Annotated in this window: 21 protein-coding genes; 10 read left to right on the top strand and 11 right to left on the bottom strand. The window is 71.4% G+C overall.

What is annotated here, in order from left to right; genetic code table 11:
• Positions 1-54: 54 nt before the first annotated feature.
• Entirely contained in the window at positions 55-981 is a 927-nt protein-coding gene (locus ACQEV2_RS18545; protein WP_433042291.1) for a cyclase family protein, read from the top strand.
• Between the two features lie 418 nt (positions 982-1,399).
• On the opposite strand, the gene ACQEV2_RS18550 is transcribed toward ACQEV2_RS18545, so the two are convergent.
• The 3 genes from ACQEV2_RS18550 to ACQEV2_RS18560 all read right to left on the bottom strand — a co-directional run bounded on the left by ACQEV2_RS18550 (position 1,400) and on the right by ACQEV2_RS18560 (position 4,382).
• Positions 1,400-1,876 (bottom strand): ATP-binding protein, encoded by a 477-nt coding sequence (locus ACQEV2_RS18550; RefSeq protein ID WP_433042294.1) that lies wholly within the window; start codon positions 1,874-1,876, stop codon positions 1,400-1,402.
• A 493-nt stretch (positions 1,877-2,369) separates the two neighbouring features.
• Complete coding sequence (locus ACQEV2_RS18555; protein ID WP_433042297.1) at positions 2,370-3,245, bottom strand: acyl-CoA dehydrogenase family protein; 876 nt, start codon at positions 3,243-3,245, stop codon at positions 2,370-2,372.
• Positions 3,246-3,248: 3 nt separating this feature from the next.
• On the bottom strand, positions 3,249-4,382 hold the full coding sequence (locus ACQEV2_RS18560) for an acyl-CoA dehydrogenase family protein (RefSeq protein ID WP_433042300.1): 1,134 nt from the start codon (positions 4,380-4,382) through the stop codon (positions 3,249-3,251).
• Positions 4,383-4,506: 124 nt separating this feature from the next.
• Here ACQEV2_RS18560 and ACQEV2_RS18565 point away from each other — a divergent pair, with 124 nt between their 5' ends.
• Complete coding sequence (locus tag ACQEV2_RS18565) at positions 4,507-6,015, top strand: class I adenylate-forming enzyme family protein (RefSeq protein WP_433042303.1); 1,509 nt, start codon at positions 4,507-4,509, stop codon at positions 6,013-6,015.
• A 3-nt stretch (positions 6,016-6,018) separates the two neighbouring features.
• On the opposite strand, the gene ACQEV2_RS18570 is transcribed toward ACQEV2_RS18565, so the two are convergent.
• Both ACQEV2_RS18570 and ACQEV2_RS18575 read right to left on the bottom strand, forming a co-directional pair.
• The gene (locus ACQEV2_RS18570; protein WP_433042306.1) at positions 6,019-6,531 is read right to left on the bottom strand and encodes an EF-hand domain-containing protein; all 513 of its coding nucleotides are present in this window, start codon (positions 6,529-6,531) and stop codon (positions 6,019-6,021) included.
• A gap of 154 nt (positions 6,532-6,685) precedes the next feature.
• Positions 6,686-7,066 carry an STAS domain-containing protein gene (locus ACQEV2_RS18575; protein WP_433042309.1) on the bottom strand — a complete coding sequence of 127 codons (381 nt, stop codon included), beginning with the start codon at positions 7,064-7,066 and terminating at the stop codon, positions 6,686-6,688.
• Between the two features lie 389 nt (positions 7,067-7,455).
• Here ACQEV2_RS18575 and ACQEV2_RS18580 point away from each other — a divergent pair, with 389 nt between their 5' ends.
• Positions 7,456-8,040 (top strand): sigma-70 family RNA polymerase sigma factor, encoded by a 585-nt coding sequence (locus ACQEV2_RS18580; RefSeq protein WP_433042312.1) that lies wholly within the window; start codon positions 7,456-7,458, stop codon positions 8,038-8,040.
• A complete protein-coding gene (locus tag ACQEV2_RS18585) occupies positions 8,037-9,566 on the top strand; it encodes a maleylpyruvate isomerase N-terminal domain-containing protein (RefSeq protein ID WP_433042315.1) in 1,530 nt (509 codons plus the stop codon). Before ACQEV2_RS18580 ends, ACQEV2_RS18585 begins: the two co-directional genes overlap by 4 nt.
• A 228-nt stretch (positions 9,567-9,794) precedes the next feature.
• Here ACQEV2_RS18585 and ACQEV2_RS18590 read toward each other — a convergent pair whose 3' ends face one another.
• The gene (locus tag ACQEV2_RS18590) at positions 9,795-12,065 is read right to left on the bottom strand and encodes an MMPL family transporter (RefSeq protein WP_433042318.1); all 2,271 of its coding nucleotides are present in this window, start codon (positions 12,063-12,065) and stop codon (positions 9,795-9,797) included.
• Positions 12,066-12,240: 175 nt separating this feature from the next.
• On the opposite strand from ACQEV2_RS18590, the gene ACQEV2_RS18595 reads away from it, so the two are divergent.
• Positions 12,241-13,413: a sensor histidine kinase gene (locus tag ACQEV2_RS18595; protein WP_433042321.1), complete on the top strand. Its 1,173-nt coding sequence runs from the start codon at positions 12,241-12,243 to the stop codon at positions 13,411-13,413.
• Positions 13,388-14,050, top strand: a complete 663-nt coding sequence (locus ACQEV2_RS18600; protein ID WP_433042324.1) for a response regulator — start codon at positions 13,388-13,390, stop codon at positions 14,048-14,050. The genes ACQEV2_RS18595 and ACQEV2_RS18600 overlap by 26 nt, the downstream gene beginning before the upstream one ends.
• 168 nt (positions 14,051-14,218) lie before the next feature.
• On the opposite strand, the gene purU is transcribed toward ACQEV2_RS18600, so the two are convergent.
• On the bottom strand, positions 14,219-15,100 hold the full coding sequence (purU, locus tag ACQEV2_RS18605) for a formyltetrahydrofolate deformylase (RefSeq protein WP_433042327.1): 882 nt from the start codon (positions 15,098-15,100) through the stop codon (positions 14,219-14,221).
• 47 nt (positions 15,101-15,147) lie between these two features.
• A complete protein-coding gene (locus tag ACQEV2_RS18610; RefSeq protein ID WP_433042330.1) occupies positions 15,148-15,648 on the bottom strand; it encodes an SCO4402 family protein in 501 nt (166 codons plus the stop codon).
• 117 nt (positions 15,649-15,765) lie between these two features.
• Here ACQEV2_RS18610 and ACQEV2_RS18615 point away from each other — a divergent pair, with 117 nt between their 5' ends.
• Positions 15,766-17,076, top strand: a complete 1,311-nt coding sequence (locus ACQEV2_RS18615) for an ABC transporter substrate-binding protein (protein ID WP_433042333.1) — start codon at positions 15,766-15,768, stop codon at positions 17,074-17,076.
• A gap of 39 nt (positions 17,077-17,115) precedes the next feature.
• On the opposite strand, the gene ACQEV2_RS18620 is transcribed toward ACQEV2_RS18615, so the two are convergent.
• Together ACQEV2_RS18620 and ACQEV2_RS18625 are read right to left on the bottom strand one after the other, a co-directional pair.
• Positions 17,116-19,053, bottom strand: a complete 1,938-nt coding sequence (locus ACQEV2_RS18620) for a hypothetical protein (protein ID WP_433042336.1) — start codon at positions 19,051-19,053, stop codon at positions 17,116-17,118.
• A gap of 202 nt (positions 19,054-19,255) precedes the next feature.
• Complete coding sequence (locus ACQEV2_RS18625; RefSeq protein WP_433042339.1) at positions 19,256-20,641, bottom strand: transcriptional regulator; 1,386 nt, start codon at positions 20,639-20,641, stop codon at positions 19,256-19,258.
• 317 nt (positions 20,642-20,958) lie between these two features.
• On the opposite strand from ACQEV2_RS18625, the gene ACQEV2_RS18630 reads away from it, so the two are divergent.
• The 3 genes from ACQEV2_RS18630 to ACQEV2_RS18640 all read left to right on the top strand — a co-directional run bounded on the left by ACQEV2_RS18630 (position 20,959) and on the right by ACQEV2_RS18640 (position 24,072).
• Positions 20,959-21,621: a bifunctional DNA primase/polymerase gene (locus ACQEV2_RS18630; protein ID WP_433042342.1), complete on the top strand. Its 663-nt coding sequence runs from the start codon at positions 20,959-20,961 to the stop codon at positions 21,619-21,621.
• A gap of 91 nt (positions 21,622-21,712) precedes the next feature.
• Positions 21,713-22,483 (top strand): ABC transporter ATP-binding protein, encoded by a 771-nt coding sequence (locus ACQEV2_RS18635; protein ID WP_433042345.1) that lies wholly within the window; start codon positions 21,713-21,715, stop codon positions 22,481-22,483.
• On the top strand, positions 22,480-24,072 hold the full coding sequence (locus ACQEV2_RS18640; protein ID WP_433042348.1) for a transporter: 1,593 nt from the start codon (positions 22,480-22,482) through the stop codon (positions 24,070-24,072). The genes ACQEV2_RS18635 and ACQEV2_RS18640 overlap by 4 nt, the downstream gene beginning before the upstream one ends.
• A 136-nt stretch (positions 24,073-24,208) precedes the next feature.
• Here ACQEV2_RS18640 and ACQEV2_RS18645 read toward each other — a convergent pair whose 3' ends face one another.
• Positions 24,209-25,090 carry an alpha/beta fold hydrolase gene (locus ACQEV2_RS18645; protein ID WP_433042351.1) on the bottom strand — a complete coding sequence of 294 codons (882 nt, stop codon included), beginning with the start codon at positions 25,088-25,090 and terminating at the stop codon, positions 24,209-24,211.
• Positions 25,091-25,258: the final 168 nt, after the last annotated feature.

A 25,258-nucleotide genomic window follows, 5' to 3' on the forward strand; every position in this document is an offset into this window, starting at 1 on the left:
CAGATGCACGAAGACAAGCCCCTTACAGGAGCTCGCAAGCCCCGGGGAGGACTCATGTCACTGCCGGACGCGTTCCATGAGATCGCCAAGCGCGTGAACAACTGGGGACGCTGGGGGGACGACGACGAGATCGGCACCCTCAATCTGATCACCGACGAGGTGGTCCGCGAGGCGGCCGCCTGCGTCCGCACCGGCCGCCGCGTCCCCCTCGCCCTCCCCCTGCAACAGGACGGCGTCCAGACCGGGATGATCCCCGGACGCGTCAACCCGCTGCACGCCATGGTGCAGATCAACCAGGAGCTCTTCGGCCCGGGAACCGTCGCCTGCAGCGACGACATCGTGACCATGGGCCTGCAGGCGGCCACCCACTGGGACGCGCTCACCCACGTCTCGCACTCGGGCCGGCTCTACAACGGCCGCCCCGCCGACACCATCACCCCGCACGGTGGCGCCGAGTTCAGCGGCATCGACAAGGCACGGCACATCGTCTCGCGAGGCGTGCTGCTCGACGTGGCACGTGCGCGTGGCGTCACGCGACTCGACGGCGGGCACGCGGTCACCCCGGAGGACCTGGAGGCGGCGGAGGAACTCGCGGGCACGCGCGTGCGTGCCGGGGACATCGTGCTCGTACGGACCGGGCAGATCCAGGTCTGTCTCGCCGGCGACAAGCACGCCTACGGCTACCCCTCGCCCGGCCTGTCGATCCGTACGCCGGAGTGGTTCCACGCGCGCGACGTGGCGGCCGTGGCGAACGACACCCTCACGTTTGAGATATTTCCTCCCGAGACTGAGGATTTGTGGCTGCCCGTGCACGCGCTCGACCTGGTGGAGATGGGCATGCTCCAGGGCCAGAACTGGAATCTCGAAGAGTTGTCCACAGCCTGTGGAGAAGAGGGCCGCTACGCATTCCTGCTGTCGGCGATGCCCGAGCCCTTCGTCGGCGGCACGGGGACTCCTGTCGCACCCGTGGCCGTGCTGTGACGAGGTCGGCTGGCGGCGCGGCTTCCCCGCTCTCGGCTACGCCCGAGCGGGAGGTGCCCCCATCCGCCCCGAGCACGGCACCGCGCCGCCATCCGACTCCGGCGTACCCGCCCCGGCCCCTCGTCTCCCCCTGCCCTGAGAGAACCGACGCCGAATCACGACCCACACTCGACAAGGGCTTCCGTCACCGAAACCCTCGTCGTCCCCTCGCGGCGAATCGCTGACCATAAGCGTGATCAACCGGACACGTCGCGTCAACACCCACCCGGGGATTTGTTACTTAAGCCCTATTTGCAGCAGGCGCGCACAGAAGCATGCCCGGGCGCATCAGTGCCTGCCCGAGCAGAGGAGACAGCGCTTTCTGCAACCGTGCACCCAATCCGGCGGAGTTGCCGGGCCGTGCGCCCGTCACGACGCTTCACACCGCTTCGTACGCCAGCCCCTCGTACGCCGACACCCCGCTGCCGTAGGCGGTAGCAGACCTCTCCGACGCGGCGGCGCGGTCCAGTTCGCACCAGATCCGCTTGCCGGCACCCTCGGAGCTCCAACCCCAGCGGTCCGCCAGACCGTCGACGAGCGCGAGGCCCCGGCCGCCCGTCGCGTCATCGTCGGCACACCGCGGCACCGGCGCCCGGTCGCTGCGGTCGGCCACCTCGAGCCGTACGGTGGTGGACTCCTGGGCCGCACCCGGCAGGGACAGCCTCAGTACGGCCGGACAACCGGTGTGCACCACGGCATTGGTGACGAGTTCGGAGACGAGCAGGATCAGCGTCTCGGCGAGCGGCTCGTCGGCCCCTATCCCGGACCCGGCGAGCCGCGAACGGGCCCACCGCCGGGCTCGCCCCACCTCAGCGGGGTCGGGCCGGATCTCCAGCTGCACTTGAAGCACCTGCACCGTTCACACCATCCGAACCGGCGGACACATAGCCCCGCGCCTCACGAGGGCCACGATCCTAGCCATTTTTTTCATGGCCAGAACAATGGCCAAAGCCAGGGTCACAGAACGTGAATCCCTTAGCTGACAGCATGGTTGACGTACAGTCACCCCAACAAGCGCTTCGGGCATATTCCAGCGCGAAGGAGTACCCGTGCGGCATACTGTGCGACGCTTGTCGTGGAGAGTCGAACAGGCGGGGGCAGAAAGCCCTCTCACCCTGCGAGAAACGGCGCGCACCGCCGGATCCGGAGCCGCCTCAAGGGCAACTCCGGCATGGCTCGTGCTCGGAACCACTCGCATCTCACACAAGGTACCGGAGCGGACCGCCGACTCCAGGCCGTGACGAGTCACGCCTAGGACACAACCCGATATCAACGCTCCGTAATTCCGGTATGCCACAATCCGCGACATCCGCGTGGGCGCGATCTGCGATATCGCAGACCAGGGGCCTTCAGGTCGATTCGGCGAGAAGCTCAGCGGCCAATCGATCTTCACTTTCCGTAATGGGTCCCGCACGATGAGTTCGCACCCATGCGCGCTTCAGATGCAGGTGCACCTCGAACTCCCAGGTGAATCCCATGCCGCCGTGCACCTGGAGGCAGTCCCGGGCGCCGTGCACGGCCGCCTGGTCGGCGAGCAGCCGGGCGGTGTCGATGTCGGCCGGGTCGGCGGTGACGGCCGCCGCGTAGACGGCCGCCCGGGCCGTCTCCGTCCGTACCAGCATCTCCGCGCACAGATGCTTCACCGCCTGGAAGGCGCCTATCGGCTGCCCGAACTGCTCACGGGCCCGGGCGTGTTGCACGGCGAGCTCGCACGCGCGTGTGGCGCTGCCCAGTTGTTCGGCCGCGGTGAGGAGTACGGCGACGGGGTCCACGTCGCAGGCCACGGGAACCCGGTGCAGGGGTGTCAGCGGGTCGACCGACCGCAGCGGCACGGCCCCCGCCGCGTCTCCCTGTACGGCGTCCGCCTCCGTGAGCCACTCCACCAGCCCGTTGCCGACGGCGGCGACGACCGCCTCCCCGGTGGCCGCTCCCGGCACCGTCCCCGCCGCGAGATGCGTGGCCACCAAGGGCCCGGGCAACAGCGCCCGCCCCGCCTCCTCGAAGGCCAACGCCGCCTCGGGCAGCCCGAGTCCGACCCCGCCCCGCGCCTCCGGGAGCCGTAGCGCGAAGAACCCGGCCGCCCCGAGCTCCCGCCACAGCGCCCGGTCCAGCCGGCCGGGCCGGTCGACGGCGGCCCGCAGCGCCTCCCCGCCGAAGCGCCGCGCCAGCAGCTCCCGCACACCGCGCCGCAACGCCCGCTGGTCCTCGGTCAGTTGGAACCGCATCCGTCACCGCCCCTTCGGCAGCCCGAGGAGCCGCTCGGCCACGATGTTCCGCTGGATCTGCGAGGTGCCGGCGGCGATGGTGTACGACAGCGAGGACAGCCGGTCGAGTGTCCACGGCCGGTCCAGGTCCAGCGACTCCGGCCCCAGGACGTCGGCCGCGGCGTCGTAGAGCTCCTGGCGGGCGTGCGAGTACCTCAGTTTGAAAACCGAACCCCCGACCCCCGGCACCCCACCCGTCAGCTCGGCCTCGCTCACGTTCCACTGCGTCAGCCGCCACAGCGCCCGGAACTCGGCGTTCAGCCGGCCCAGCCTCCGCCGTAGCGCCGGGTCGTCCCAGCGGCCGTTCTTACGGGCCTCGGCGGCGAGTTCGCGCAGTACTCGCCGGCAGGCGACGACCTCGCCCACGAAGGCCGTGCCGCGCTCGAAGGACAAGGTCACCATCGTCACGCGCCAGCCGTCGTTCTCGTCCCCGACCCGGTTGGCGACCGGCACCCGCACCTCGTCCAGGAACACCTCGGCGAACTCGGCCGACCCTGCGAGAGTCTTCAGCGGCCGTACGGTGATGCCCGCCGCGTCCATGGGCATGGCCAGCCAGCTGATGCCGCGATGCTTGGGCGCCTCGGGGCCGGTGCGCACCAACAGCTCGCACCAGTCGGCCACTTCCGCATGGGAGGTCCAGATCTTGGACCCGCTCACCACATAGACGTCGCCGTCCCTCCACGCGCGCGTGCGCAGCGCCGCGAGGTCGGATCCGGCGTCCGGTTCGCTGAAGCCCTGGCACCAGACCTCCTCCCCGCGCAGGATCGGCGGCAGCCAGCGCGCCCGCTGCTCGGGGGTTCCCTCGGCGGCGATGGTCGGCCCGGCGTGCAGCAGCCCGACGAAGCCCGCGCCGACATAGGGCGCGCCGGCTTTCTCGGTCTCCTCCAGGAAGATGAGGCGGACGGTCGGGGAGGAGCCCCAGTGGACCTCGCCGTATCCCGCGTCATACAGCCTGCGCTGCCAGCCGAGGTCGTAGGCGCGGCGCCGCGGCCAGTCGTCGGGGGACGGCTTCGGCGGGAGCGCCGGAAGGGCCTTGCCCAGCCACTCCCGCAAGCGCGCCCGGAACTCCTCCTCTTCCGGCGTGTAGGTGAGGTCCATCCACCACCCTCCTGACGGTCCGTCAGATTCACCTGCAGGCTAGCCCCGCACCCCTGGACCGACAAGGCGCCGGGCCCTACGCTCTCCGCACGATCTGACATACCGTCAGCAAGAGGGGGTTGTCGTGAACGACACCGCACACGCCCTGAGTTCCTCGCGCACACTCTGGGAACTGGTCGCACGCCGTGCCGAGCTGACCCCCGACCGTCCCGTCCTCCTCCAGGACGACCGCTCCCTGTCCTTCGGCGAGCTACGCGCGCGTGCCGAGCGCGTGGCGGCCGGCCTGTACGACGTGGGCGTACGTCCCGGCACGGTCGTCGCCTGGCAGCTGCCCACCCGCATCGAGACGGCCCTGCTGTCCTTCGCGCTCGCCCGCCTCGGCGCCGTACAGTCGCCGGTCATCCCGTTCTACCGGGACCGCGAAGTGGGCTTCGCGCTGCGGGAGTCGAAGGCGGAGTTCTTCGCGGTGCCGGGCGAGTGGCGGGGCTTCGACCATGCGGAGATGGCGCGGCGCCTGGGCGCGAAGGGGATCTTCGAGGCGTACGACACCCTGCCCGACGGCGATCCGTCCGTGCTGCCCCCGCCGCCCGCCGAGGGCACCTCGGTGCGCTGGATCTACTGGACCTCGGGGACGACGTCCGACCCCAAGGGCGTCCTGCACACCGACCGCTCGCTGATCGCGGGCGGGTCCTGCCTGGCGCACGCGCTGCACCCGAGGGCCGACGACATCGGGTCGATCGCCTTCCCTTACGCCCACATAGGCGGCCCGGACTACATGGTGATGCTGCTGCTGTACGGCTTCCCCGCGGTGATGTTCGAGCAGTTCGCGCTGCCTCAGGCGCTGGAGGCGTATCGCCGGCACGGCGTGACGATCGCCGGCGGGTCGACGGCCTTCTACTCGATGTTCCTGAACGAGCAGCGCAGGCAGCCCGGCGGCGCGAAGGCCGTCCCCTCGCTGCGGCTGCTGGCGGGCGGCGGGGCGCCCAAGCCGCCGGAGCTGTATCACACCGTGGTCCGCGAGATGGGGGTGCAGCTCACGCACGGGTACGGCATGACCGAGGTGCCGATGATCACCATGGGGGCGCCGGACGACACGGCGGACAACCTGGCGACGACGGAGGGGCGGCCGCCGGAGCAGATGGAGATCCGGATCGTGGAGGGGGAGGTACGGCTGCGCGGGGAGGCGGTGTGCCAGGGCTATCTGGATCCGGCGCAGACGGCGGCGGCCTTCGACGAGGAGGGGTTCCTGCGGACCGGTGACCTCGGGTATCTGACGGACAGCGGGCATCTGGTGCTGACCGGCCGCCTCAAGGACGTGATCATCCGCAAGGGCGAGAACGTCTCGGCGAAGGAGATCGAGGACCTGCTGCACCGGCATCCGGCGGTCGGCGACGTGGCGGTGATCGGGCTGCCGGACGCGGACCGCGGGGAACGGGTCTGCGCGGTCGTGGAACAGCCGGACGGCGCCGAGAAGCTGACCCTTCAGGCCGTGACGTCGTATCTGCGCGGCGAAGGGCTGGCGACGCACAAGCTGCCGGAGCAGCTGGAGGTGGTCGACGCCCTTCCGCGCAACGAGACCCTCCGTAAGGTCCTCAAGTACAAGCTCAGGGAGCGCTTCTCGGCAACGGCGTAGGTGTCACTCGGGGACGGTGAAGTAGCGGGCGAACGCGGTGACGATCTCGCCCTCCGCCACCTTGCCGTCGCCGTCCGGATCGAGGGTCGCGGCGGCTGCCCGGGCGACGTCCTCCTGAACACCGAGGCAGACGAGCACGCGCGCGGTGTCGGCGACGGTGGCGGCTCCGTCGCCGTCTCCGTCGGCCAGGTCGAGGGCGGCGTGCAGGAAGGGGCGGGCGATCTCGGCGAACCGGTCCGGGTTGTCGCGCAGCCGCTTGACCGCGCCGTTCACGAACTCCTCGCGGGTGATCCGCTGGTCGCCGTCACGGTCCGCGATCCCGGCCATGCCCTGCCAGAACGCCTCGGCGCCGACGTACAGCGCCTGGCCCTTGTCGGACCGGGCGGCGATGCCGAACTCCGTGAGCAGCGCCTTGGCCGCCGTATTGAAGTCCTCGCGGTCGATGTAGCCGTTGCCGTCCTGGTCGAAGGTGGCGAACCGGGCGGCGATCCTGCGCTCGTACTCGCTGCTGACCATGTCTTATCGGGCCGCCTTACGTCACGTGGGGTGCATCTCGCACGGAGCGTACGACGGCGGGGGCCGTGCGGGCGCGAGAAAGCGGCGGTTGTGCCAAGACCGAGGGAATTTCGGGACAACGGTGTGGCACTTGCAGAGAAAAACGGGGGGACGGTCAGGCCGACAGCGGTCCGGCGTCCTCCGCGACCGCCGCCGCGACGTCCGGATACACCTCGAACAGCCGGCGCACGCCCAGCGCCCCCAGGACCCGGTTGACGTGCGACCCCTCCGCCGCGCCCTGCGCCGGAAGTATCAGCCGCAGGCTGCCCTGGCAGGAGCGGATCAGGCGGCGGGAGGCGATGAGGACGCCGACGCCGCTGGAGTCGCAGAACATGACCTCGGAGAGGTCCAGGACGAGGCTGTGCCGTCCCTCGGCCACCGCGTCATGGACGTGCTGGCGCAACGCCGGCGATGTCACCAGGTCCAGCTCGCCCGATACCTGGAGCACGGCCCAGTCGCCCCGCTCACCGCCGGTCACTTTCAACGTCACCACCACGCCCCTCGCTCGCCGGACTCGCCGAAACGGAAGCGACTCCTACGCTTCCTTGCAGCGCGGCTGCCCAGCGGCTGTTCCCTGAAACACCTTCCAGAAAACGGTCACCGATCAGGAAAGGCTTGTTTCAATCGCATTCGATCCTGTTCGATCGAGTCTGATCGCACGGTGGCCGGGTAACCGAGCGGGTGCGAGGTCGGACGCGAGGTCGGGCACGGCGGACGCGGAGTCGGGCCCGAAGCCCCCTATCACGAGTGCGAGGTGCGTCACCAGCGATGAGTCTTCAAGGGGCGCACATTGCGACGAAGGGGCGTGCGCTGTCAGACGTGCCGACTACATTCGGGGAGACGGAGGACGCACGCTGGGCAGGACGGACCGGTGAGGGGGGCCGTATGGCGACGAAGGACGCACCGCCCCGCTGGGACCGCAAGATGCAGCAGCGGCTCGCGCGAGGGGAGGCGGCCGCCCTCGGCGAGCTCTACGACCGGTTCGCCTCGCTCGTGCACGGCCTCGCCCACACCGTGCTGGGCGACGAGCGTGCCGCCGACCACATCACCCGCGATGTCTTCGCCCACGTCTGGGAGCACCCGGACACCTACGACCCCAGGCAGGGCCCGCTGCGCTCCTGGGTCGCCGCGCTGACCCACCGCCTCGCCGTGCAGCGGCTGCGCGCCACCGAGACCGCCGCCCTCGTGCAGGCCGGACAGGGCTCCACCGAGGAGCTGGAGCGCAAGGTGCGGTACGCCTCGGTCGCCGCCCGCGCCGACTACATCGTCCAGTCCATGCCCGTCCCGCTGCGCGCCGCCCTGGAGCTGGCCTATTTCCAGCGCCGCGACTACCGCCAGACCGCCGCCGACCTCGGCGTCACCGAGGACGAGGCCCGCCGCCGTCTCCGCCTGGGCCTGCAACTGCTCTCCACGGCCCACGACGCCGGAGCCGCCCCGGGGGCGCCGCCGGGATACGGGGGTGCGGTGTGAACGAGGCGGGACGGTTCGAGGTGTACGACGAGCACGACGAGCACAAGGGGCCGGAGGGACACGGGGGCCAGGAGCCGGACGACCACTCCTCCCAGGACAAGGACCACGACGAGGACCACGACAAAGACAAGGACAGGAAGGACAGGAAGGACAGGAAGGACAGGAAGGACAGGAAGGACAGGAAGGACAGGGAGGACAGGGAGGAGAACGGCCCCGGGGACCCCGCCCGCGGAGCCGACGGCATGAACAGCGGCCACGGCGACGGTGACGACCCCGCCGCCCCGAAGCCGGACCCCGACCCGGACCAGCCACCGCGCATACCGCTCCCCCGCGCCTCCGTCGAGGACACCGGACGCCCCCTGCCCGACCTGGAGGTTCTCGCCGACCCGGCACCGCGCCGCGCCCCGCTCGTCCTCGAACACCGGGTCCTGAAGTCGCTCCTCGGAGCGTGGGCGCTGGCCGCCTGCTCGCCGGAGGAGGCGGCGGCCGTCGAGGAACACCTCGGCACCTGCGGCCTCTGCGCCGACGAGGCACGCCGGCTGCGCGAGGCCGTCGGCCTGCTGCACCCCTCAGAGACCCTCGACCTGGACCCGTCCCTGCGCACCCGCGTCCTGGAGGGCTGCCTGGAGCGGCGCCCGCCGCGCATCCCGGTGCCCGAGTGGGCGACGCCGTACGACGCCGAGGCGGCCCGCCTCGACGCCCTGCTGCAGGACTTCGGCGACGCCGAGTGGCACGCGCCCGTGCGGCTGCGGTGGTTCGAGAAGGACGAGCCGACGAGCCGTCGGACGACCGTCGCCGGGGTCATCGCGCATCTGCTGACGGTCGACGGGCTGGTGGCTATCGCGCTAGGCCTGGACGACCCGATGGGCGACGTGACCGCGGACCGCCCGACCCCGTCCGCGCGCACGGAGGCGTACTGGCGGGCCTCGCACTACCCGCCGACACGCGCCGTCCGGGCGCCGTGGCGTGAGCAGACCCACGACCTGGTGCGCACCGTGTCCTTCACGGGCGGCGGCACCGGCAAACTGTCCGTGCCGTACGGCGACTTCGAACTGCCGCTGCACGACGCCATGCTGGACCGCGCCTTCGAGTGCTGGGTGCACGCGGAGGACATCGCCGAGGCGGTGGACTACCCGTACGAGCCGCCGTCCGGCGCCGACCTGCACCAGATGGTCGCCCTGGCCGCCCGCATGCTGCCCACGGTCCTGGCGGCCCGCCGCCGCGACGGCCTGGCGGCGCCTCCGCCGGGCCCCTACCGCCACCTCGTCCCGGCCGGCGAGCCCGGCCGCAGCCTGCGCCTGGAGATCGAGGGCTCGGGTGGTGGAGAGTGGCTGATCCCGCTGGACTCCCCGGCGGCGATCGGCTCCGCGGAGCACGAGGTGGCCCATATCGCCCTGGACGGTGGGGAGTTCTGCCGCTTGGCCGCCGGCCATGTGTCGCCGCAGGAGGCCGCCGCGGGGCAGATGGGCGACCGGGAGGCGATCAGGGATGTGCTGTTCGCGGCGGCGAGCTTGAGCCGTATGTAGGGGCAGTTCTCCATCGCGGGCGGCTGCGGGCGTGTGGGGGCTGGTCGCAGCCGCCGCCGAACAGTACCCCGATACGACAACACTCCCGACAGCTCCCTCGCCGGTCTCCACCTGCGCGCCTCGATGATCTGGATCAAGGACCTCACCAGGACCACCCGATGATCACGACTCGATGTGCCCCTAGGTGGCCGCTGAGGTGCCGGACACCAAGGGCGGGCAGGAGTTGAGTCAACGGTCAACCAGCCGTGGACGCGGGGCCTCACCCGTGGATTCCGCGTCGGTGTCGTCGGTGCCGACCGGGCCGCGGGGAAGCATCCGGTCCAGCCACTTCGGCAGCCACCAGTTGGCCCGGCCGAGGAGTGTCATGGTCGCCGGTACCAGCACCATGCGTACGACCGTGGCGTCGATGAAGATCGCGGTGGCCAGGCCGAGCCCGAACATCTTGGTGGAGGGGTCCTCGGCGACGGCGAAGGACAGGAAGACCGCCACCATGATGAGGGCGGCCGAGGTGATGATCCGGGCGGTGCGCGAGACGCCCTCAACGATCGCCGTGCCGTTGTCGCCGGTGCGCAGGTACTCCTCGCGTACGCGGGAGAGGAGGAACACCTCGTAGTCCATCGACAGGCCGAACAGGATGGCGAAGAGGAACATCGGGATGAACGACACGATCGGAACCGTCGCTTCCAGCCCGATGAGTGCGCCTCCCCAGCCCCACTGGAAGACCGCGACCATGATGCCGTAGGCCGCGCCGATGCTCAGCAGATTCAGCAGTACCGCCTTGAGCGGTACGAGTATCGAGCGGAAGACCAGCATCAGCAGCAGGAACGACATCGCCAGCACGGCGGCGACGAACACCGGCAGGCGCTCACTGGTGCGTTGGCCCACATCGGACAGGCTCGCGGCGGCGCCGCCGACGTGGGCCCTGGCCGGGCCGTGCCCGATCGCCGTGGGCAGCACGTCGGTGCGCAGCCGGGCGATGGTGTCGGCCGTGGCCTTGTCCTGAGGGCTGGTGGTCGGGAACACCACGAGGGTCGCGATGCCGGTGGCCCGATCGATGTGCGTCGGCGCGACGGATGCGATGCCCGGATCCGCCGCGACCGTGGTGACGAGACGGTCCACCACCCCCCGATCGCCGGAGGGGTCCGCGGCGATGACGAGGGGACCGTTGGTGCCCGGGCCGAACCCCTCGGCGACGAGGTCGTAGGCCCGGCGCTCGGTACGGCTGTGGGGCAGTGAGCCGTCGTCGGGCAGGCCGACGCGCAGGCCGAGCACAGGCAGCGTCGCGGTCAGCAGCAGCCCCGCCGCGCCGACCGCGTACGGCACCGGGTGCCGGCTGACGTGCCCGATCCAGCGACGCCACCCGGCGGCGTGGGCGGCGCCCGCCGCCGGGTCCCGCCGCCGTGCGAGTCGGACCGGCTTCCTGGTCCGCAGAGCCCGGCCGATCCGGCCGGCCCGGCCCAGCCGCGGGCCCGCCGCGCCGAGGAAGGCCGGCAGCAGCGTCACCGACGCGAGCACCATGGTCAGGACGACGATCGAGACGGCAACCCCGCCCACCGTCATGAACGGCACGTTCGCGACCGCCAGGCCGAGGATCGACACCACGACGGTGCCGCCGGCGAAGACCACCGGCCGCCCCGCCGTGGCCACCGCCCGTCCGGCCGCCGCCTGCGGATCGAGCCCGCACGCGAGGTACTCCCGGTGCCTGGCGAGCACGAACAGCGCGTAGTCGATGCCCACTCCGAGCCCGACCATGCTGCCCAGGACCGGTGCGAAGGTGGGGACCTCTGTCACCCCCGCCAGTAGCGTCATCGTGGCGACCCCGACGGTCAGCCCGAAGACCGCCATGCCGATCGGCAGCGCGGCGGCGACGAGCGAACCGAACGCCAGGAACAGGATCGCGGCCGCGGCGAGGAGGCCGATCAGCTCGCTCGCGCCGCCGTCGGGGTCGGAGAAGACGTAGAAGAGGTTCCCGCCCATCTCGATGCGCAGCGGCAGCTCGGCGCGCAGCCGGTCGCCGAGATCGACGAGGGCGTCGAGGTCTTCGGCCGACAGCCGGCTCTGGTCGGGGTACTGCACCCGGACGACCGCGATCCGCCCGTCGGCCGAAACGAGGCCGCCGCGCACGGCGGTGTCCCCGCCCGCGTCGAGCGCCCCCGCCGGGTCGCTCGTGCCGAGCACGTGCGGCAGCCGCTTCACCTCGGCCCGCAGCCGCGTGAGAGCGGTGCGCGCGCCGTCGTCGTCGAAGAACGTCGCACCGTCGTCGAGGGGGGTGACGACCACTTGGGCGGTCATCCCCTCCTGGCCGGTGCCTGCCCGCTCGATCAGTTCCGCGGCCCGTCGGGAGTCCAGTCCCGGAGCGGTCATCGAGTCCGCGGTCCGCCCGCCGAAGGCGACGGCGGCGAGGACGGCGAGCGTGGCGGCGATCAGCCATGCCGCGATCACCCGCCAGGGATGGCGGGCGGCGCTTGCGCCCAGGCGCAACAGGGCTTTCGAGAGCATCGGGTCCTCCAACCACCTCGTCGGCCGTCCTTGTACGGCCGCCGATGCCGAGGCTCGTCGCCACGCCGCTCCGCGGCATCGGCCCGCGGGCCGCGGATCCGTCGGCCCCGGGGCGGAGTGACGACCCGTCCTTTCGGCCGATGCGCGGCACGCCGCGGTCCCTAGGCTGAGAACCGTGCTCCGAGACGACCTGCGAACCCTGTGGACCGAACCCCGGCCGCCCGACGCGCCCGCCCGGGTGCGGCGGGACTGGGCGCTGCTCGCCGCGGGCCTTGCCGGTGTGGCGCTGGAGGCCACCCTGCGCGAGAACGTCGTGTGGCGGCCGGTGGCGGTGGTGTTCGCCGTATGGCTGTGCCTGCTGCCCCTGTGGCGCCGGACCCGCCCGCTGGCGATGGTGACGCTGGCGTTCGGCTCGGTGATCCTGCTTCAGGTGGCCTGGCTCGTCGCCGCACCGCGCGAGCCCGTCGGCCTGTACACCGGCGCGGTCGTGCTCGTGCTGGTGTACGCGCTGCCCCGGTGGGGATCGGGACGCGAGATCGTGCTGGGCGGCGCGGTGATCCTCGCGGCCGGCGCGCTGTGTTCCGTCACGGACGAGACCCCGGTCGTCGAAAATGTCGTGGGCTTCGTCTTCCTGCTGCTGCCCGGCGTGGTCGGGTCTGCCGTGCGGTTCCGGGTGACCGCTCGCGAGCGGCAGTTGGAGCAGGTGCGCTCCCGCGAGCGCGAGCAGCTCGCCCGGGAACTGCACGACACGGTGGCCCACCACGTGTCGGCCATGGTGATCATCGCCCAGGCGGGCCGGGTGCTCGCGGGCACCGACCCGTCCGCCGCCGTCGAGGCGCTGGAGGGGGTCGAGGAGGAAGGGGCGCGCACGCTGGAGGAAATGCGCGCCATGGTCGCCGCGCTGCGCGACCGCGGGGTCGGCGCCGAGCTGGCGCCCCCTGCCGGAGTCGCGGATCTGGAGCGCCTGGTGCGCACCCCGGGTGGTCGCCTCAGGGTCGACCTGGGGCTCGACGGCGAACTGGACGCGCTGCCCCCGGCCGTGGACGCGGCCGTCTACCGGATCGTGCAGGAGTCGGTGACCAACGCGCTGCGCCATGCGGTCGACGCGACCGAGCTCGTCGTTCGGGTCGCCGCGGAACGGCACACGGTACGGGTGAGCGTGCGCGACAACGGCCGGCGGACCGGCCGGGGTCGCGACGGATACGGACTTACCGGACTGCGCGAGCGCGCGACCCTGCTCGGCGGCACACTACGAGTCGGCCCGGGTACCGACCGGGGCTGGCATGTCGAAGCCGAACTGCCGAGAGCGAGGAGCGAGAGCGGTGTCCATTCGCGTCCTCGTCGCTGACGACCAGACGATCATCCGCACCGGGTTGCGGATCATGCTGAACGCCCAGCCCGGCATCGAGGTGGTCGGCGAGGCCGCCGACGGACAGGAAGCGGTACGTCTGGCCCGCGAACTGCGCCCCGACGTCTGCCTGTTCGACATCCGCATGCCCGTGATCGACGGACTCGAGGCCACCCGGTTGGTCGCCGGCCCGGGCGTCGCCGACCCGCTGGCCGTGGTCGTCATCACCACGTTCGACCTCGACGAGTACGTCTACGGCTCATTGCGTGCCGGCGCCCGCGGATTCCTCCTCAAGGACACGGGACCGGACCTTCTGGCCCAGGCCGTACGGTCGGCGTCCGACGGTGAGGCGCTCATCGCGCCCAGCGTCACCGTCCGTCTGCTCCAGGCATTCGCGGACCTGCCCGCCGGCCGGCCCGCGGCCCAGCCGGTCTCCCCCGTCACCGCCCGCGAGGAGCAGGTGCTCCTCGCCGTCGCTCGCGGGCTGACCAACACCGAGATCGCCGATGCACTGCACATCAGCCTCAGCACGGTGAAGACGCATCTGGCCAGCCTGATGGCCAAACTCGGCGCCCGCAACCGGGTCGAGATCGCGATGTGGGCCTACGAAACGCGCCGTATCCTCCCCGGAACCTGAGCCGGGTGCCGGGCCATGTCCCTACCAGGAGGCCGGAACTGGGACGGTGAGACACCCGATACGACAAGACTCCCGACAGCTACCTCGCCAGTCTCCACCCGCACGCCTCGATGATCTGGATCAAAGACCGCACCAGGACCACCCGATGATCACGACTCGATACGCGCCCTAGGCGAACACAACCGTCCGCCGCCCGTTCAGCAAAATCCTCCGCTCGGCATGCCACTTCACCGCCCGAGCCAGCGCCTGGCACTCCACATCCCGCCCGATCGCCACCAGCTGATCCGGCGTCACGTCATGCCCCACGCGCTCGACCTCCTGCTCGATGATCGGCCCCTCGTCGAGGTCGGCAGTGACGTAATGAGCCGTGGCGCCGATCAGCTTCACACCCCTGGCGTGAGCCTGGTGATACGGCTTCGCACCCTTGAAGCTCGGCAGGAAGGAGTGGTGGATGTTGATGATCCGCCCACTGAGCTGCTTGCACAGATCGTCGGAGAGCACCTGCATGTACCGGGCGAGAACGACCAGCTCGACGTTCTCCTCGCGCACGAGCTCGAGGAGCCGTGCCTCCGCCTCGGGCTTGTTGTCCTTCGTCACCGGAATGTGGTGGAAGGGAATGTCGTACGACCCCACGAGCTCGGCAAAGTCGGTGTGGTTGGACACCACGGCGGCGATCTCCACAGGAAGCGCACCGATCCTGGCCCGGAACAACAGGTCGTTCAGGCAGTGCCCGAACTTGCTGACCATCAGCACGACCCGCATCTTCTCCTCGGCCCGATGGATCTGCCAGTCCATCTGGAAGGAGTCCCCGATCGCCGCGAAGCTCGCCCGCAGCTTCTCCACCGTCACCGGCGCCTCCGCCGAGAAGTGGACACGCATGAAGAACAGTCCCGTGTCGCGGTCACCGAACTGCTGGCTGTCCTCGATGTTGCAGCCGGTCATGAACAGGTAGCTCGACACGGCGTGCACGATGCCCTGCTTGTCCGGGCAGGAGAGCGTGAGGACGTACTGGTCGGAGGGGACCGCGGCTCGGGTGGACTGCTCGTTCATGCAGCACAGGGTCCCATACCCGACGCCCCCGGTGGACAGGCGTCCCGTTACGCGGACCGCGTCATGATCCGCAGCACCTCGAGCGTGCGGGGCGGGGCGTCCGGGTCCTCGCCGTCGGCCATGGCCATCCGGACATGCGCGTCCCGCGCCGCCCGCACCGCCTCCGGCCACCCCTGGTTCTCCATGTACGCGGAAACCGGCGCGTCCGGGCCGACCTGGTGCATGATCCGCAGCACCCGCAGGACGGCGGTGTCCACGAGGGCCGCCTCCTGCGAGTCGCGGAATATGGTCCCGACGTACTTCTCGGCGGACCAGTTGTCCAGCCAGGTGTCCTCGACCAGGCGGTACACGGCGTCGGTGACGTCGCCGTACCCGTCGACGCCGGCCAGCCAGACGTCCCGCTGGAACACCGGATCGGAGAGCATGTGCAGCGCCGAGCGCACATTGCTGCGCCAGCGCCACCACGGCATGTCGTTTACGGGCATGCCGCCCATGGTGGATGAGCGACGGCCGCGACGGGAAGAGCTATCCGAACCTTGCACAATCATCGATCGTACGTTCCCCCTCGCAGGCGCCCCACCGACCCCCTTAATTCACCTTCTCGTCACCGAAGGATAACCAAGGGTCACGCTCAGGTTAGGGGTGTGGCGGAATCGTGCATAGCCATGACCGGCAGGCGACGCATCCGCAGCACCTTCCTCCCCACGTTCACCAACCGGCCCGTCCGAGCCTCCGCGCGTACCGCGGCGGCCCTGGTGGCGTGTGCGTCGCTCGCCGCGGGATGCGGGGTCATCCCCGGTGCCACGGGGGGTTCCGGGGATGGCCCGATCACCGTCATGACCTGGGCCCCGGAGAACACCAAGGCCACCAACAAGCCCGGCATGCCCGCCTTCGCCCGGGCGTACGCCCGCTGGATCAACGCCCACGGCGGCATCAACGGCCGCGAGCTGAAGGTCCTCACCTGCAACGACCGCAACGACAGCGTGGTCGCGGCGAAGTGCGCCGAGCGCGCGGTCGACGAGAACGTCGTGGCGGTCGTCGGCTCCTACAGCCAGTACGGCGACACCTTCCTGCCCTCGCTGGAGGGCGCCGGCATCCCGTACATAGGCGGCTACGGCGTCACCAGCGCCGAGTTCACCAGTCCCCTCTCCTACCCCGTCAACGGCGGTCAGCCCACCCTCCTGGCCGGCCTCGGCAAGGAGCTGGCCCGCAGGTGCGGCCCCGTCGCGCTGGTCCGCCCCGACAGCATCGCGGGCGACGAGCTGCCGCCCCTGCTCAACTCCGGCCTCAAGGCGGGCGGGCACCGGGCCGCGGCCGACCAGCTGGCCGAGGAGGACGCCACCGAGTACGGGCAGCAGTCGCTGCGGGCCCTGGGCTACGCCACCAACGACCCGACGGGCACGGGCTGTGTGGTGCCCGCCCTCGGCGACCGCACCACCACCTTCATGGACTCCTTCCGGCGCGCCCGCCAGGACTACGCCGATGTGCGCACCGCCACCGTCCTCGGCAGCGTCGACCAGACCGTGATCAACGCCAACGGCGGGGCGTCGGGGCCGTACGAGGGGTCGTACATCACCGGCTGGTACCCCGTGGCGAGCGATCCGCGCTGGGACGCCATGAAGAAGGTGATCAGCGAGCAGGCCTTCGGCGACAACCGCATCGACCCCGCGGACGCCGGCGTGCAGACCACATGGATCGCGTACACGGTGTTCAAGAAGGTCGTCGAGTCGCTCGGCGACGGCGAGGTCACCTCCGACACCGTGGCGGAGGCTCTGGACCGGGGTCTGAAGGTCTCCACGGGCGGGCTCACCCCGACCCTCCAGTGGAAGTTCCGGGACGTGCTGGCCCCCGTCGGCTTCCCCCGCCTGGCCAACCGCAAGGTGACCCTCCAGGTCGTGCGGGACGGCCGGCTGGTGGCGGCCCGCAAGGGCTTCATCGACGTGACGAAGACCCTGCAGAACGCCGACCCGAACTGACCGCCCGGCCCTTCCGGGCGGTCGAGGTCCCGGCCCGCACTACAGCTGGGTCGGCTGGCGCTCCGTCAGGCCGTACTTCTTGGCGATCGTGTTCCACAGCTGGGCGGCCGTCTTCTTCTGCTGGCTGGCGGTACCGCTGTCGCGGTTGCCGGCCTGGGTCTGGCCGGTGGCGCGGGCCTGGCCGCCCTTGCAGAGCTTCTTCTTGTTGCCGGCCACCTGGTCCGCCCACGCCGCGTAGTGGTTGTCGGCGGATGCCGACGCCTGCCACGCCTTGGTCAGCGCGGTGGTCAGCTCCGTGTGGTTCGGGAGCTGGTCGACGGAGAGCTTGGACAGGTCGCTGACCAGCTGGTTGCGCTGCTTGGCCGCGCCCCGCAGGTCCTGGGCGGCCTGAGCGAGGTTGCCGCAGGACTTCACGGCGGCCACCGCGTTGATCACCGCGGTACGGCTGTCGCCGCTGTCGGCCAGCAGCTTGTCCAGGGCGACCGCCTGCTGCTCGGCCGGGTCGGCGGACGGCGAGGAGGAACGCTCGGTCGCCGGGGCCGTGGCGGAGACGGGCTGGTTCTTGTCGCTCTTCTCGTCGTCCCCGCCCCCACCGGCGAGCAGCGCGCCCGCGCCGATGCCGAGGACGGCGATACCGACGCCGACGGCGGCGATGAGCGGCAACCGGGATCCCGTACGACCGCCGCGGCCACCGTCGTCGTCACCCGGGCCGTAGGAGCTGTGCGGGCCGTTCGGGCCGGGCGGGAAGTAGCCCGGCTCCTGCCCGCGCTGCGGCTGCGGCTGCTGGAAGCGCGGCAGCTGCTGGGTGGCCCCGGCCGCGGGCTCGCCGCCCGGCTCGCTGCGGAACAGGCTGTCGAAGTCGGAGAGCGGCTGCCGCTGCGGGCCGCCGTGCGGCGCGGCGCCCGGCTGACCGGCCACGGGCGGCATGTACCGCGTGGCCTCCGCGTCGGGCCCGGACGCGGACGGCATCGGCCCGGCACCGGGACCGGCGCCGCCTCCCTGCCGGGCCCGCCCCAGGATCTGCGTGCTCTCGTTGGACACCTCGGGCGGCAAGGCCCCCGGCCCCACCGGGGGGATGTACTGCGTGGCTCCCTCGTCCGCCGGGGACGCCCCGGTCGCCCCGCTCGGGTCGACGGGCGGTATGTAGCGGGTGGCCTGCTCGTCCGCACCCGCAGGGGCGGCACTGACCGGCGGTATGTACTGAGTGGCGCCTTCATCGGCCGGCGGCAACGGCGCTCCGAAACCCCCGGCACCGGCGTGCGGCAGGGGCGCATGGGGCGTGCCGTGCGCGGTGGGCGGCACCGGCCCGCTCGGGGCACTCGGGGCACCCTGCTGGGCGGGCGGCAGTGCGCCACCGGGGCCGGGCGCGCCGTACGTCTCCCCGCCCGCGGGCGGCAGCGGAGCGCTCCCACGGGAGGCCCCGTACGCCTGCGCCCCCGCAGGCGGCAGCGGTGCCGAAGCCGGACCGCTCTGCCCGTACGACGGCTGCGGCGCGGGCATCGGTGAGCCGGCCGGGGCGCCCTGCCCGTACGACGGCGTGCTCGGCTGCGCACCCTGTGCGCCCCCGCCGTAGGCGGCGCCCTGCGGCGGCAGCGGCGGGGACTGCTGGGGCGCTACGCCCCCGGCGGCGTCCGGCGCCGCGCCCCACGGGGCCGGCGCCTGCTGCTGATACGGCTGTTCCTGATACGGCGGCTGTTCCTGCCCGCCCCAGGCCTGGCCGGACTGCGCCCCCCAGGGCTGACCCGGCGCGGCGGACGGCGGGGCCGGGTGCTGGTCGGGCCCCCAGGGGGTGCCCCAGGCCTGGCCCTCGGGCGGTGCCGAGGGCGGGGGTGCGGCCGGCGGCGTGGCCGGCACCGACATCGGCCGGTCGCCGCCCGTCATGCCCGGCAGCAGCGGCTCACCACCGTCGGAGGGCAGCACGATGCCTTCGCGCGCGGGCCGCGCCGAGGGCTCCTCGCCCTGTCCACTCTGCGTCACCGGGGCTCCTACTAATGGGGGACCTTGTGAATCGTCGGCTCACGCTACCGGCTCCGCCGATCCCCGTGCTACGCAGCCCAGGACGTGACCTGCGTCCCTGTGACCGCGGTAACACTTCAGGTCCCCCATCCGCTATATATGCCCTTCCCTGACCATCGACGCCTTCATTTCCCTGCCGTTCACACCCCGGTACCCCGTGGTTTCACGCCGCGGCCTGAAGGTCCAGCCGCGCCCCGAACTCCCTTACCACCGGCTCGTCGCGGTACGGCTCCAATCGCTGCTGGAAGTCCTCCAGATAGTCGGCGCCCCGGTTGGAACGCAGGGTCTCCAGGAGTTCCACGGCCTTCAGCCCGGTGTGGCAGGCCTGTTCGACCTCGCGCTGCTGCACCTGTGCTGTGGCGAGCAGCACATAGCCGATCGCCCGGCGCCGCGCCTTGGTCTCCGGGAGCCCGGCCAGCGACTCCTCGGCCCGCCGGGCCGCCGCCTCGGCCTGGCCGAGGTCGCGGTGGCAGTGCGCCAGCTCGTCGGCGAGATAGGCCTCGTCGAAGTGCGCGATCCAGGCCGGGTCGTCCCCGGACTCCGCATCCGCCGTCTCCAGCGCGGTGACCGCGCGCCCGGACGCCACCTGGGCGGCCCGCGCGTCGCCCATCAACGCGTGCCCGCGCGCCTCGGCCGCATAGAACATGGACTCCGCGCGCGGGGTCACGCGCCCCCGCGCCCCCTCCTGCGCCGCCCGTGCCAACTGCGCGATCTCGCGCGGGTTCCCGAGCTGCGCGGCGAGGTGGCTCATGGAAGCGGCCAGCACATACCCGCCGTATCCGCGGTCTCCCGCCGCCTGCGCCAGCCGCAGCGCCTGGATGTAGTACCGCTGGGCGAGCCCCGGCTGCCCGGTGTCGATGGCCATGTACCCGGCGAGCTCGGTCAACCGCGCGACGGCCGCGAAGAGTTCACGCCCGACCGCTTCCCGGTACGACCCGGCCAGCAGCCCGGAGACGACACTGTTCAGGTAGTGCACCACGACCGGCCGCACATGCCCGCTGCCGTACTGGTGATCAAGGTCTACGAGCGCCTGTGTCATCGCGCGCACGGCCGCCACGTCGGACTGTCCCACCCGCGGCCCCGCCGAGCGCGCCACCTGTGAGTCGGGTGACGAGATGAGCCAGTCACGGCTGGGCTCGACCAGCGCGGACGCGGCGACGGACGAGCCGGACAGGAAGTCCCGGCGCCCGACGTCGCTCCGCCACAGCTCGCAGACCTGCTCGATGGCCCCCAGTACAGTCGGCGAGAACTGGAGACCGACGCCGGACGCGAGGTTCTTGCCGTTGGCCATGCCGATCTCGTCGATCGTGACCGTACGGCCCAGCTTGCGGCCGAGCGCCTCCGCGATGATCGCCGGCGCCCGTCCCCGCGGCTGCTGTCCGCGCAGCCAACGGGCCACTGACGTCTTGTCGTAGCGCAGATCGAGGCCGTGCTCGGCGCCGCACATGTTGACCCGGCGGGCCAGCCCGGCGTTCGAGCAACCCGCTTCCTGAATGAGCGCCTGCAGCCGTTCGTTCGGCTGTCGCGCGACGAGAGGCCTTGCGGCCATGGCGTACCCCCTGTGGCTGCGGTGCCTGCCCACGCACCGAGTTGACGTGTCTTCCACCACCGAACCGGGACCGGCGCACTGGCTGTGCACCGCAAGATTCCGGCCGTGAAGATCAATGCCCCGTCGGCATACCGAAAATGCGAGGCTTGCGAGGATTGCCGGGGTAAAGGCGGAAGCCGACCCCACAGGTGGCTACCCAGCTCGGGCCATGGTTCCCCCCACGCGCCCCCACACATGCACCCATGCGCCCCAGATGAGAAATCAATGCTCCTCCCCCGCGCGCGCTTCGGCCGTAACCCGGGGTGGGTGCGGGAGTTGTGTTCAGCGTGGAAGAGACGATCCCGGCCACCGAAGCCGCACAGATTCCGAAGCAGCGCGGCGAAACGCTGCTGGAGACCGCCGTTCGCTATGCCGAGGAGCGCCACTGGGACGTGTTCCCCGGGACCTGGCTGGAAGCCGTCGACGGCGTACAGCACTGTTCCTGCGGCGACATCACCTGCCCTGCGCCCGGCGCGCACGCCACGCGCCCCGACTGGGCGACTCAGGCGACGGGAAGCGCGACGGTCGCGCGCCGCATGTGGCAGAAGCAGCCGAACGCGTCGATCCTGTTGCCGACGGGGCGTACCTTCGACGCGATTTCCGTCCCGGAGACCGCGGGGTTTCTTGCGCTGGCCCGCATGGAGCGGATGGAGTTGTCGCTGGGGCCGGTGACGTTGACGCCGGACGGGCGGATGCACTTCTTCGTGTTGCCGGGGGCCTCGGTGAAGGTGCCGGAGCTGGTGCGCAAGCTGGGGTGGTCGGTGACGTCGCTTGACCTGGTCACCTTGGGCGAGGGGGCGTATGTGGCTGCGCCGCCTACGCGGTTCGGGTCTCGGGGGGCTGTGCAGTGGGCTTGTCGGCCCACGCCGGCGAATCGGTGGTTGCCGGATGCGGAGGAGTTGATCTCGCCGCTGGCTTATGCGTGTGGGCGGGATCGGTAACGCCTACTGATCTGCCTCACATTCGCCGTCGGCGGCTGCGGGTTCGCTGTGGCTTGTCGCGCAGTTCCCCGCGCCCCTTAGGTTGGCTTCCATGACGTCGGCCGTGTGTGTACGTGGGCTCTGGAAGCGGTTCGGGCAGCAAGTTGCTGTCGCCGGGATCGATCTGGAGTTGCCTGCAGGGAAGTTCATCGGGCTTGTCGGGCCCAATGGGGCGGGGAAGACCACCACGCTCTCCATGGTGACCGGGTTGCTGCGGCCCGATCAGGGGTCCGTCGAGGTCGTCGGGCATGACGTCTGGCGAGACCCCGTTGAAGTCAAGGCTCGGATCGGGGTGCTGCCCGAGGGGCTTCGGCTCTTCGAGCGGCTCTCCGGGCGGGAACTGCTCGCGTACTCCGGGCGGTTGCGCGGGCTTGACGGGGCCGAGGTCGACAAGCGGGCCACCCAGCTGCTCGACGTACTCGATCTGGCGGGGGCCCAGCACAAGCTGGTCGTCGACTACTCGACCGGTATGCGCAAGAAGATCGGGCTGGCTGCGGCGCTTCTGCACAATCCCGAAGTGCTGTTCCTGGACGAGCCGTTCGAGGGCGTCGATCCCGTCTCCGCGCAGACCATCCGGGGCGTCCTGGAGCGCTACACCGCCTCCGGCGCGACCGTCGTCTTCTCCTCCCATGTGATGGAGCTCGTCGAGTCGCTGTGCGACTGGGTCGCCGTCATGGCCGCCGGGCGCATCCGTGCCCATGGCCCCCTCGCCGAGGTGCGCGGGGAGGCGGCCTCGCTGCAGCAGGCGTTCCTCGAACTCGTCGGTGCGAACGGCCGCGACACGGGATCCGACCTCGACTGGCTGGGCGGCGGGGCCCGATGAGCGCGGACGTGACGGGAGTCGTCGTACGGCTGAAGCTGTCGCTGCTGAGGAACGGGCTGCGGCAGTCCGGTGGGCGGCGGGCCGCCTATGTCGCCTCGGCCGTCGTGGTGCTCCTCTTCGCCGCGCTGCAGCTCCTCGGACTGATCATGCTCCGCGGCAACGCGCACGCCGACTCCGTGGTCGTCCTGCTGGTGGCGGTGCTCGCGCTCGGCTGGGCCGTGATGCCGTTGTTCTTCCCCGGCGGGGACGAGACCCTCGACCCGACACGGCTCGTCATGCTGCCGCTGCGGCCCCGGCCACTGGTGCGTGCACTGCTCGCGGCCTCGCTGGTGGGGATCGGCCCGTTGTTCACGCTGTGCCTGTTCGTGGGGTCGGTGATCGCCCTCGCGCGCGGCGCTGTGGCCTACGTCGTCGGTGTCATCGGCGTCGTCCTGGCCCTGCTGGTGTGCGTGGCGCTGGCGCGGGCCGTCGCCGCGGCCAACATCCGGTTGCTGACCAGCCGGAAGGGCCGCGATCTGGCGGTACTGAGCGGGCTGGTCGTCGCGATCGGGGCGCAGCTCGTGAACTTCGGGGCGCAGCGACTGGGTTCGGCCGGGCTCGGCCGGCTCGACCCGGTGGCGGATGTGCTGCGGTGGGTGCCGCCGGCGTCCGCAATCGGGGCGGTGGAGTCGGTGAGCGAGGGGTCGTACGGCATCGGGGTCCTCCAACTTGCCCTGAGTGCGGGCGCGTTGGTGGCGCTGCTCGCCGTCTGGTCACGCCACCTGACGCGCCTGATGACGTCCCCCGACGGCTCCACCCTCCAGGCGGTCACCGAGGCCGGCGTACGGGAACGGACCTCGACCGGACTGGCCCGCCTCCTGCCGGCCGGGCGCACCGGCACCGTCATGGAGCGCAGCCTGCGCTATGTCTGGCGCGACCCGAAGACCAAGGCCGCGTGGGTGACGTCGCTCGCGATCGGCCTGATCGTGCCGCTGTTCAACGCCCTGCAGGGCACCGGTTCGATCTACTTCGCCTGCTTCGCCGCCGGGATGCTCGGCATCCAGATGTACAACCAGTTCGGCCAGGACACCTCCGCGTTCTGGATGGTCGCGATGACGATCTCGTCCCCCAGGCACGCCTACGTCGAGCTGCGCGGCCGAGCACTGGCACTGCTCCTGATCACGCTGCCGTACGCCACCCTGGTCACCGTCCTGACGACGGCACTGCTCGGCGACTGGCCCCGGCTGCCGGAGGTGCTGGGTCTGTCCTTCGCCCTGCTCGGGGCGATGCTGGCGACGGGCGCCTGGACGTCGGCCCGCTTCCCGTACTCCATCCCGCAGGAGGGCTACAAGAACGTCGCTCCCGGGCAGGCGGGGCTGGCCTGGATCTCGATCTTCGGCGGCATGATCGCGGCGTCCCTGCTGTGCGCGCCCGTCATCGCGCTCACGATCTGGCTGAACGTCAGCGAGGGCGGGGATGCGTGGAGCTGGTTGCTGCTGCCGGTGGGGGCGGCGTACGGGGCGGCGATCACGTGGCTGGGACTGCGGCTGGCGGCTCCGCGGACGGCGGCCCGCCTACCGGAGATCCTCACGGCAGTAAGCAAGGGCTGACGGTGGCCTCTTTGCGCACAGTCCCTGCAACGCCGGTTTCTTGGGGGCGCGGGGCTGCATCGACATGCGGCTCCGCCGCGTGGGCGTGACCAGCCACGAACAACCCGCAGCCGCCATCCTTCAGAAGCCCCCGAGCTCACAGGCGCCCGGCATCACTCCGCACCGCCTCGAGGAACGGTTCGATAGCGGCTCGCCAGCCCTCGGGCTGGTCGTAATGCACAAGGTGACCCGCGTCAGCCACCTCCGCATACTCCCCGCGGGGCAACACCCGCACCATCTCCTGCGCCTCGGCCCGCCCCAACTCCCCATCGAGCCCCCGCACCACGAGCGCCGGGCACTGCACCTGCGCCAGCTCCTCCCAGTGCGCGTCGTAGACCCATGTCTCCCGGGACGCGAGCATCTGGTCCGGCTCGAACACCGGCCGCCACCCGTCCTCGTGCTCCTGCATCACCTCGGCGTAGAACTCGCCCCGCGCGGGATTGGGCCGCTCGACCCACGGGTCGTCCTCACCGAACCACTTCCGCACATCGGCGAGGGTGGCGAAGGGAACGGGCCAGGACTTGAACCAGTCCGCCCACTCGCGCTGCGATGCCGCGCCGAGCGCGGAGGCCCGCATGTCGCAGATGATCACGCCGTGCACCAGGTCGGGCCGCTTGGCGGCCAGCTGCCAGGCGGTCAGCGCGCCCATGGCATGGCCGATGAGGACGGCCGGGGCGAGGCCGAGCTGTTCGAGGGCGGCCTCGGCGTCGTCGACGTACGCCTCGCGCGTGAAGGCGGCCTGCACGGGCTTGTCGCTACGGCCGTGGCCGCGCTGGTCGAGTGCGACGGCACGGTGCCGTTCGGAGAGCCAGCGGGCGGTGGAGGCCCAGTGCGAGGCGCGGCCCATCAGGCCGTGCAGTAACAGGACGCCGGGCATGGCGTCGGGCTCTTTGGCGGGGTCGGTCTTGGGAGGGTCGCCGAACTCCCAGGCCGCGAGGCGTACGCCGCCTGTCCCGGTCACGTCGATGCGCCGCACCATTGGTCCTGGCACCCCCCTAGCTCCGCTCGGACCGCTCGCTCCCGCTCGAGCCGGCCGATCCTGTGAACCGCGTCCTGCCTGCCGTAGCTGCTGCCTCTCACGCGAGCATCGCGCGCCACTTGTGGCACGCGCGGCATCGATGCCCTCGCACGCGATGTGCATGTCCTG

It is taken from the genome of Streptomyces sp. CA-251387, from assembly GCF_050936625.1.
Taxonomy (GTDB): Bacteria; Actinomycetota; Actinomycetes; order Streptomycetales; family Streptomycetaceae; genus Streptomyces.

What these genes read in the sequence shown, in the direction of transcription:
- ACQEV2_RS18545 (WP_433042291.1), top strand. Translation starts at nt 55, where the DNA reads ATGTCACTGCCGGACGCGTTCCATGAGATCGCCAAGCGCGTGAACAAC.
- ACQEV2_RS18555 (WP_433042297.1), bottom strand. Translation starts at nt 3,245, where the DNA reads ATGCGGTTCCAACTGACCGAGGACCAGCGGGCGTTGCGGCGCGGTGTG.
- ACQEV2_RS18560 (WP_433042300.1), bottom strand. Translation starts at nt 4,382, where the DNA reads ATGGACCTCACCTACACGCCGGAAGAGGAGGAGTTCCGGGCGCGCTTG.
- ACQEV2_RS18570 (WP_433042306.1), bottom strand. Translation starts at nt 6,531, where the DNA reads ATGGTCAGCAGCGAGTACGAGCGCAGGATCGCCGCCCGGTTCGCCACC.
- ACQEV2_RS18580 (WP_433042312.1), top strand. Translation starts at nt 7,456, where the DNA reads ATGGCGACGAAGGACGCACCGCCCCGCTGGGACCGCAAGATGCAGCAG.
- ACQEV2_RS18590 (WP_433042318.1), bottom strand. Translation starts at nt 12,065, where the DNA reads ATGCTCTCGAAAGCCCTGTTGCGCCTGGGCGCAAGCGCCGCCCGCCAT.
- purU (WP_433042327.1), bottom strand. Translation starts at nt 15,100, where the DNA reads ATGAACGAGCAGTCCACCCGAGCCGCGGTCCCCTCCGACCAGTACGTC.
- ACQEV2_RS18610 (WP_433042330.1), bottom strand. Translation starts at nt 15,648, where the DNA reads ATGATTGTGCAAGGTTCGGATAGCTCTTCCCGTCGCGGCCGTCGCTCA.
- ACQEV2_RS18615 (WP_433042333.1), top strand. Translation starts at nt 15,766, where the DNA reads ATGACCGGCAGGCGACGCATCCGCAGCACCTTCCTCCCCACGTTCACC.
- ACQEV2_RS18625 (WP_433042339.1), bottom strand. Translation starts at nt 20,641, where the DNA reads ATGGCCGCAAGGCCTCTCGTCGCGCGACAGCCGAACGAACGGCTGCAG.
- ACQEV2_RS18635 (WP_433042345.1), top strand. Translation starts at nt 21,713, where the DNA reads ATGACGTCGGCCGTGTGTGTACGTGGGCTCTGGAAGCGGTTCGGGCAG.
- ACQEV2_RS18640 (WP_433042348.1), top strand. Translation starts at nt 22,480, where the DNA reads ATGAGCGCGGACGTGACGGGAGTCGTCGTACGGCTGAAGCTGTCGCTG.
- ACQEV2_RS18645 (WP_433042351.1), bottom strand. Translation starts at nt 25,090, where the DNA reads ATGGTGCGGCGCATCGACGTGACCGGGACAGGCGGCGTACGCCTCGCG.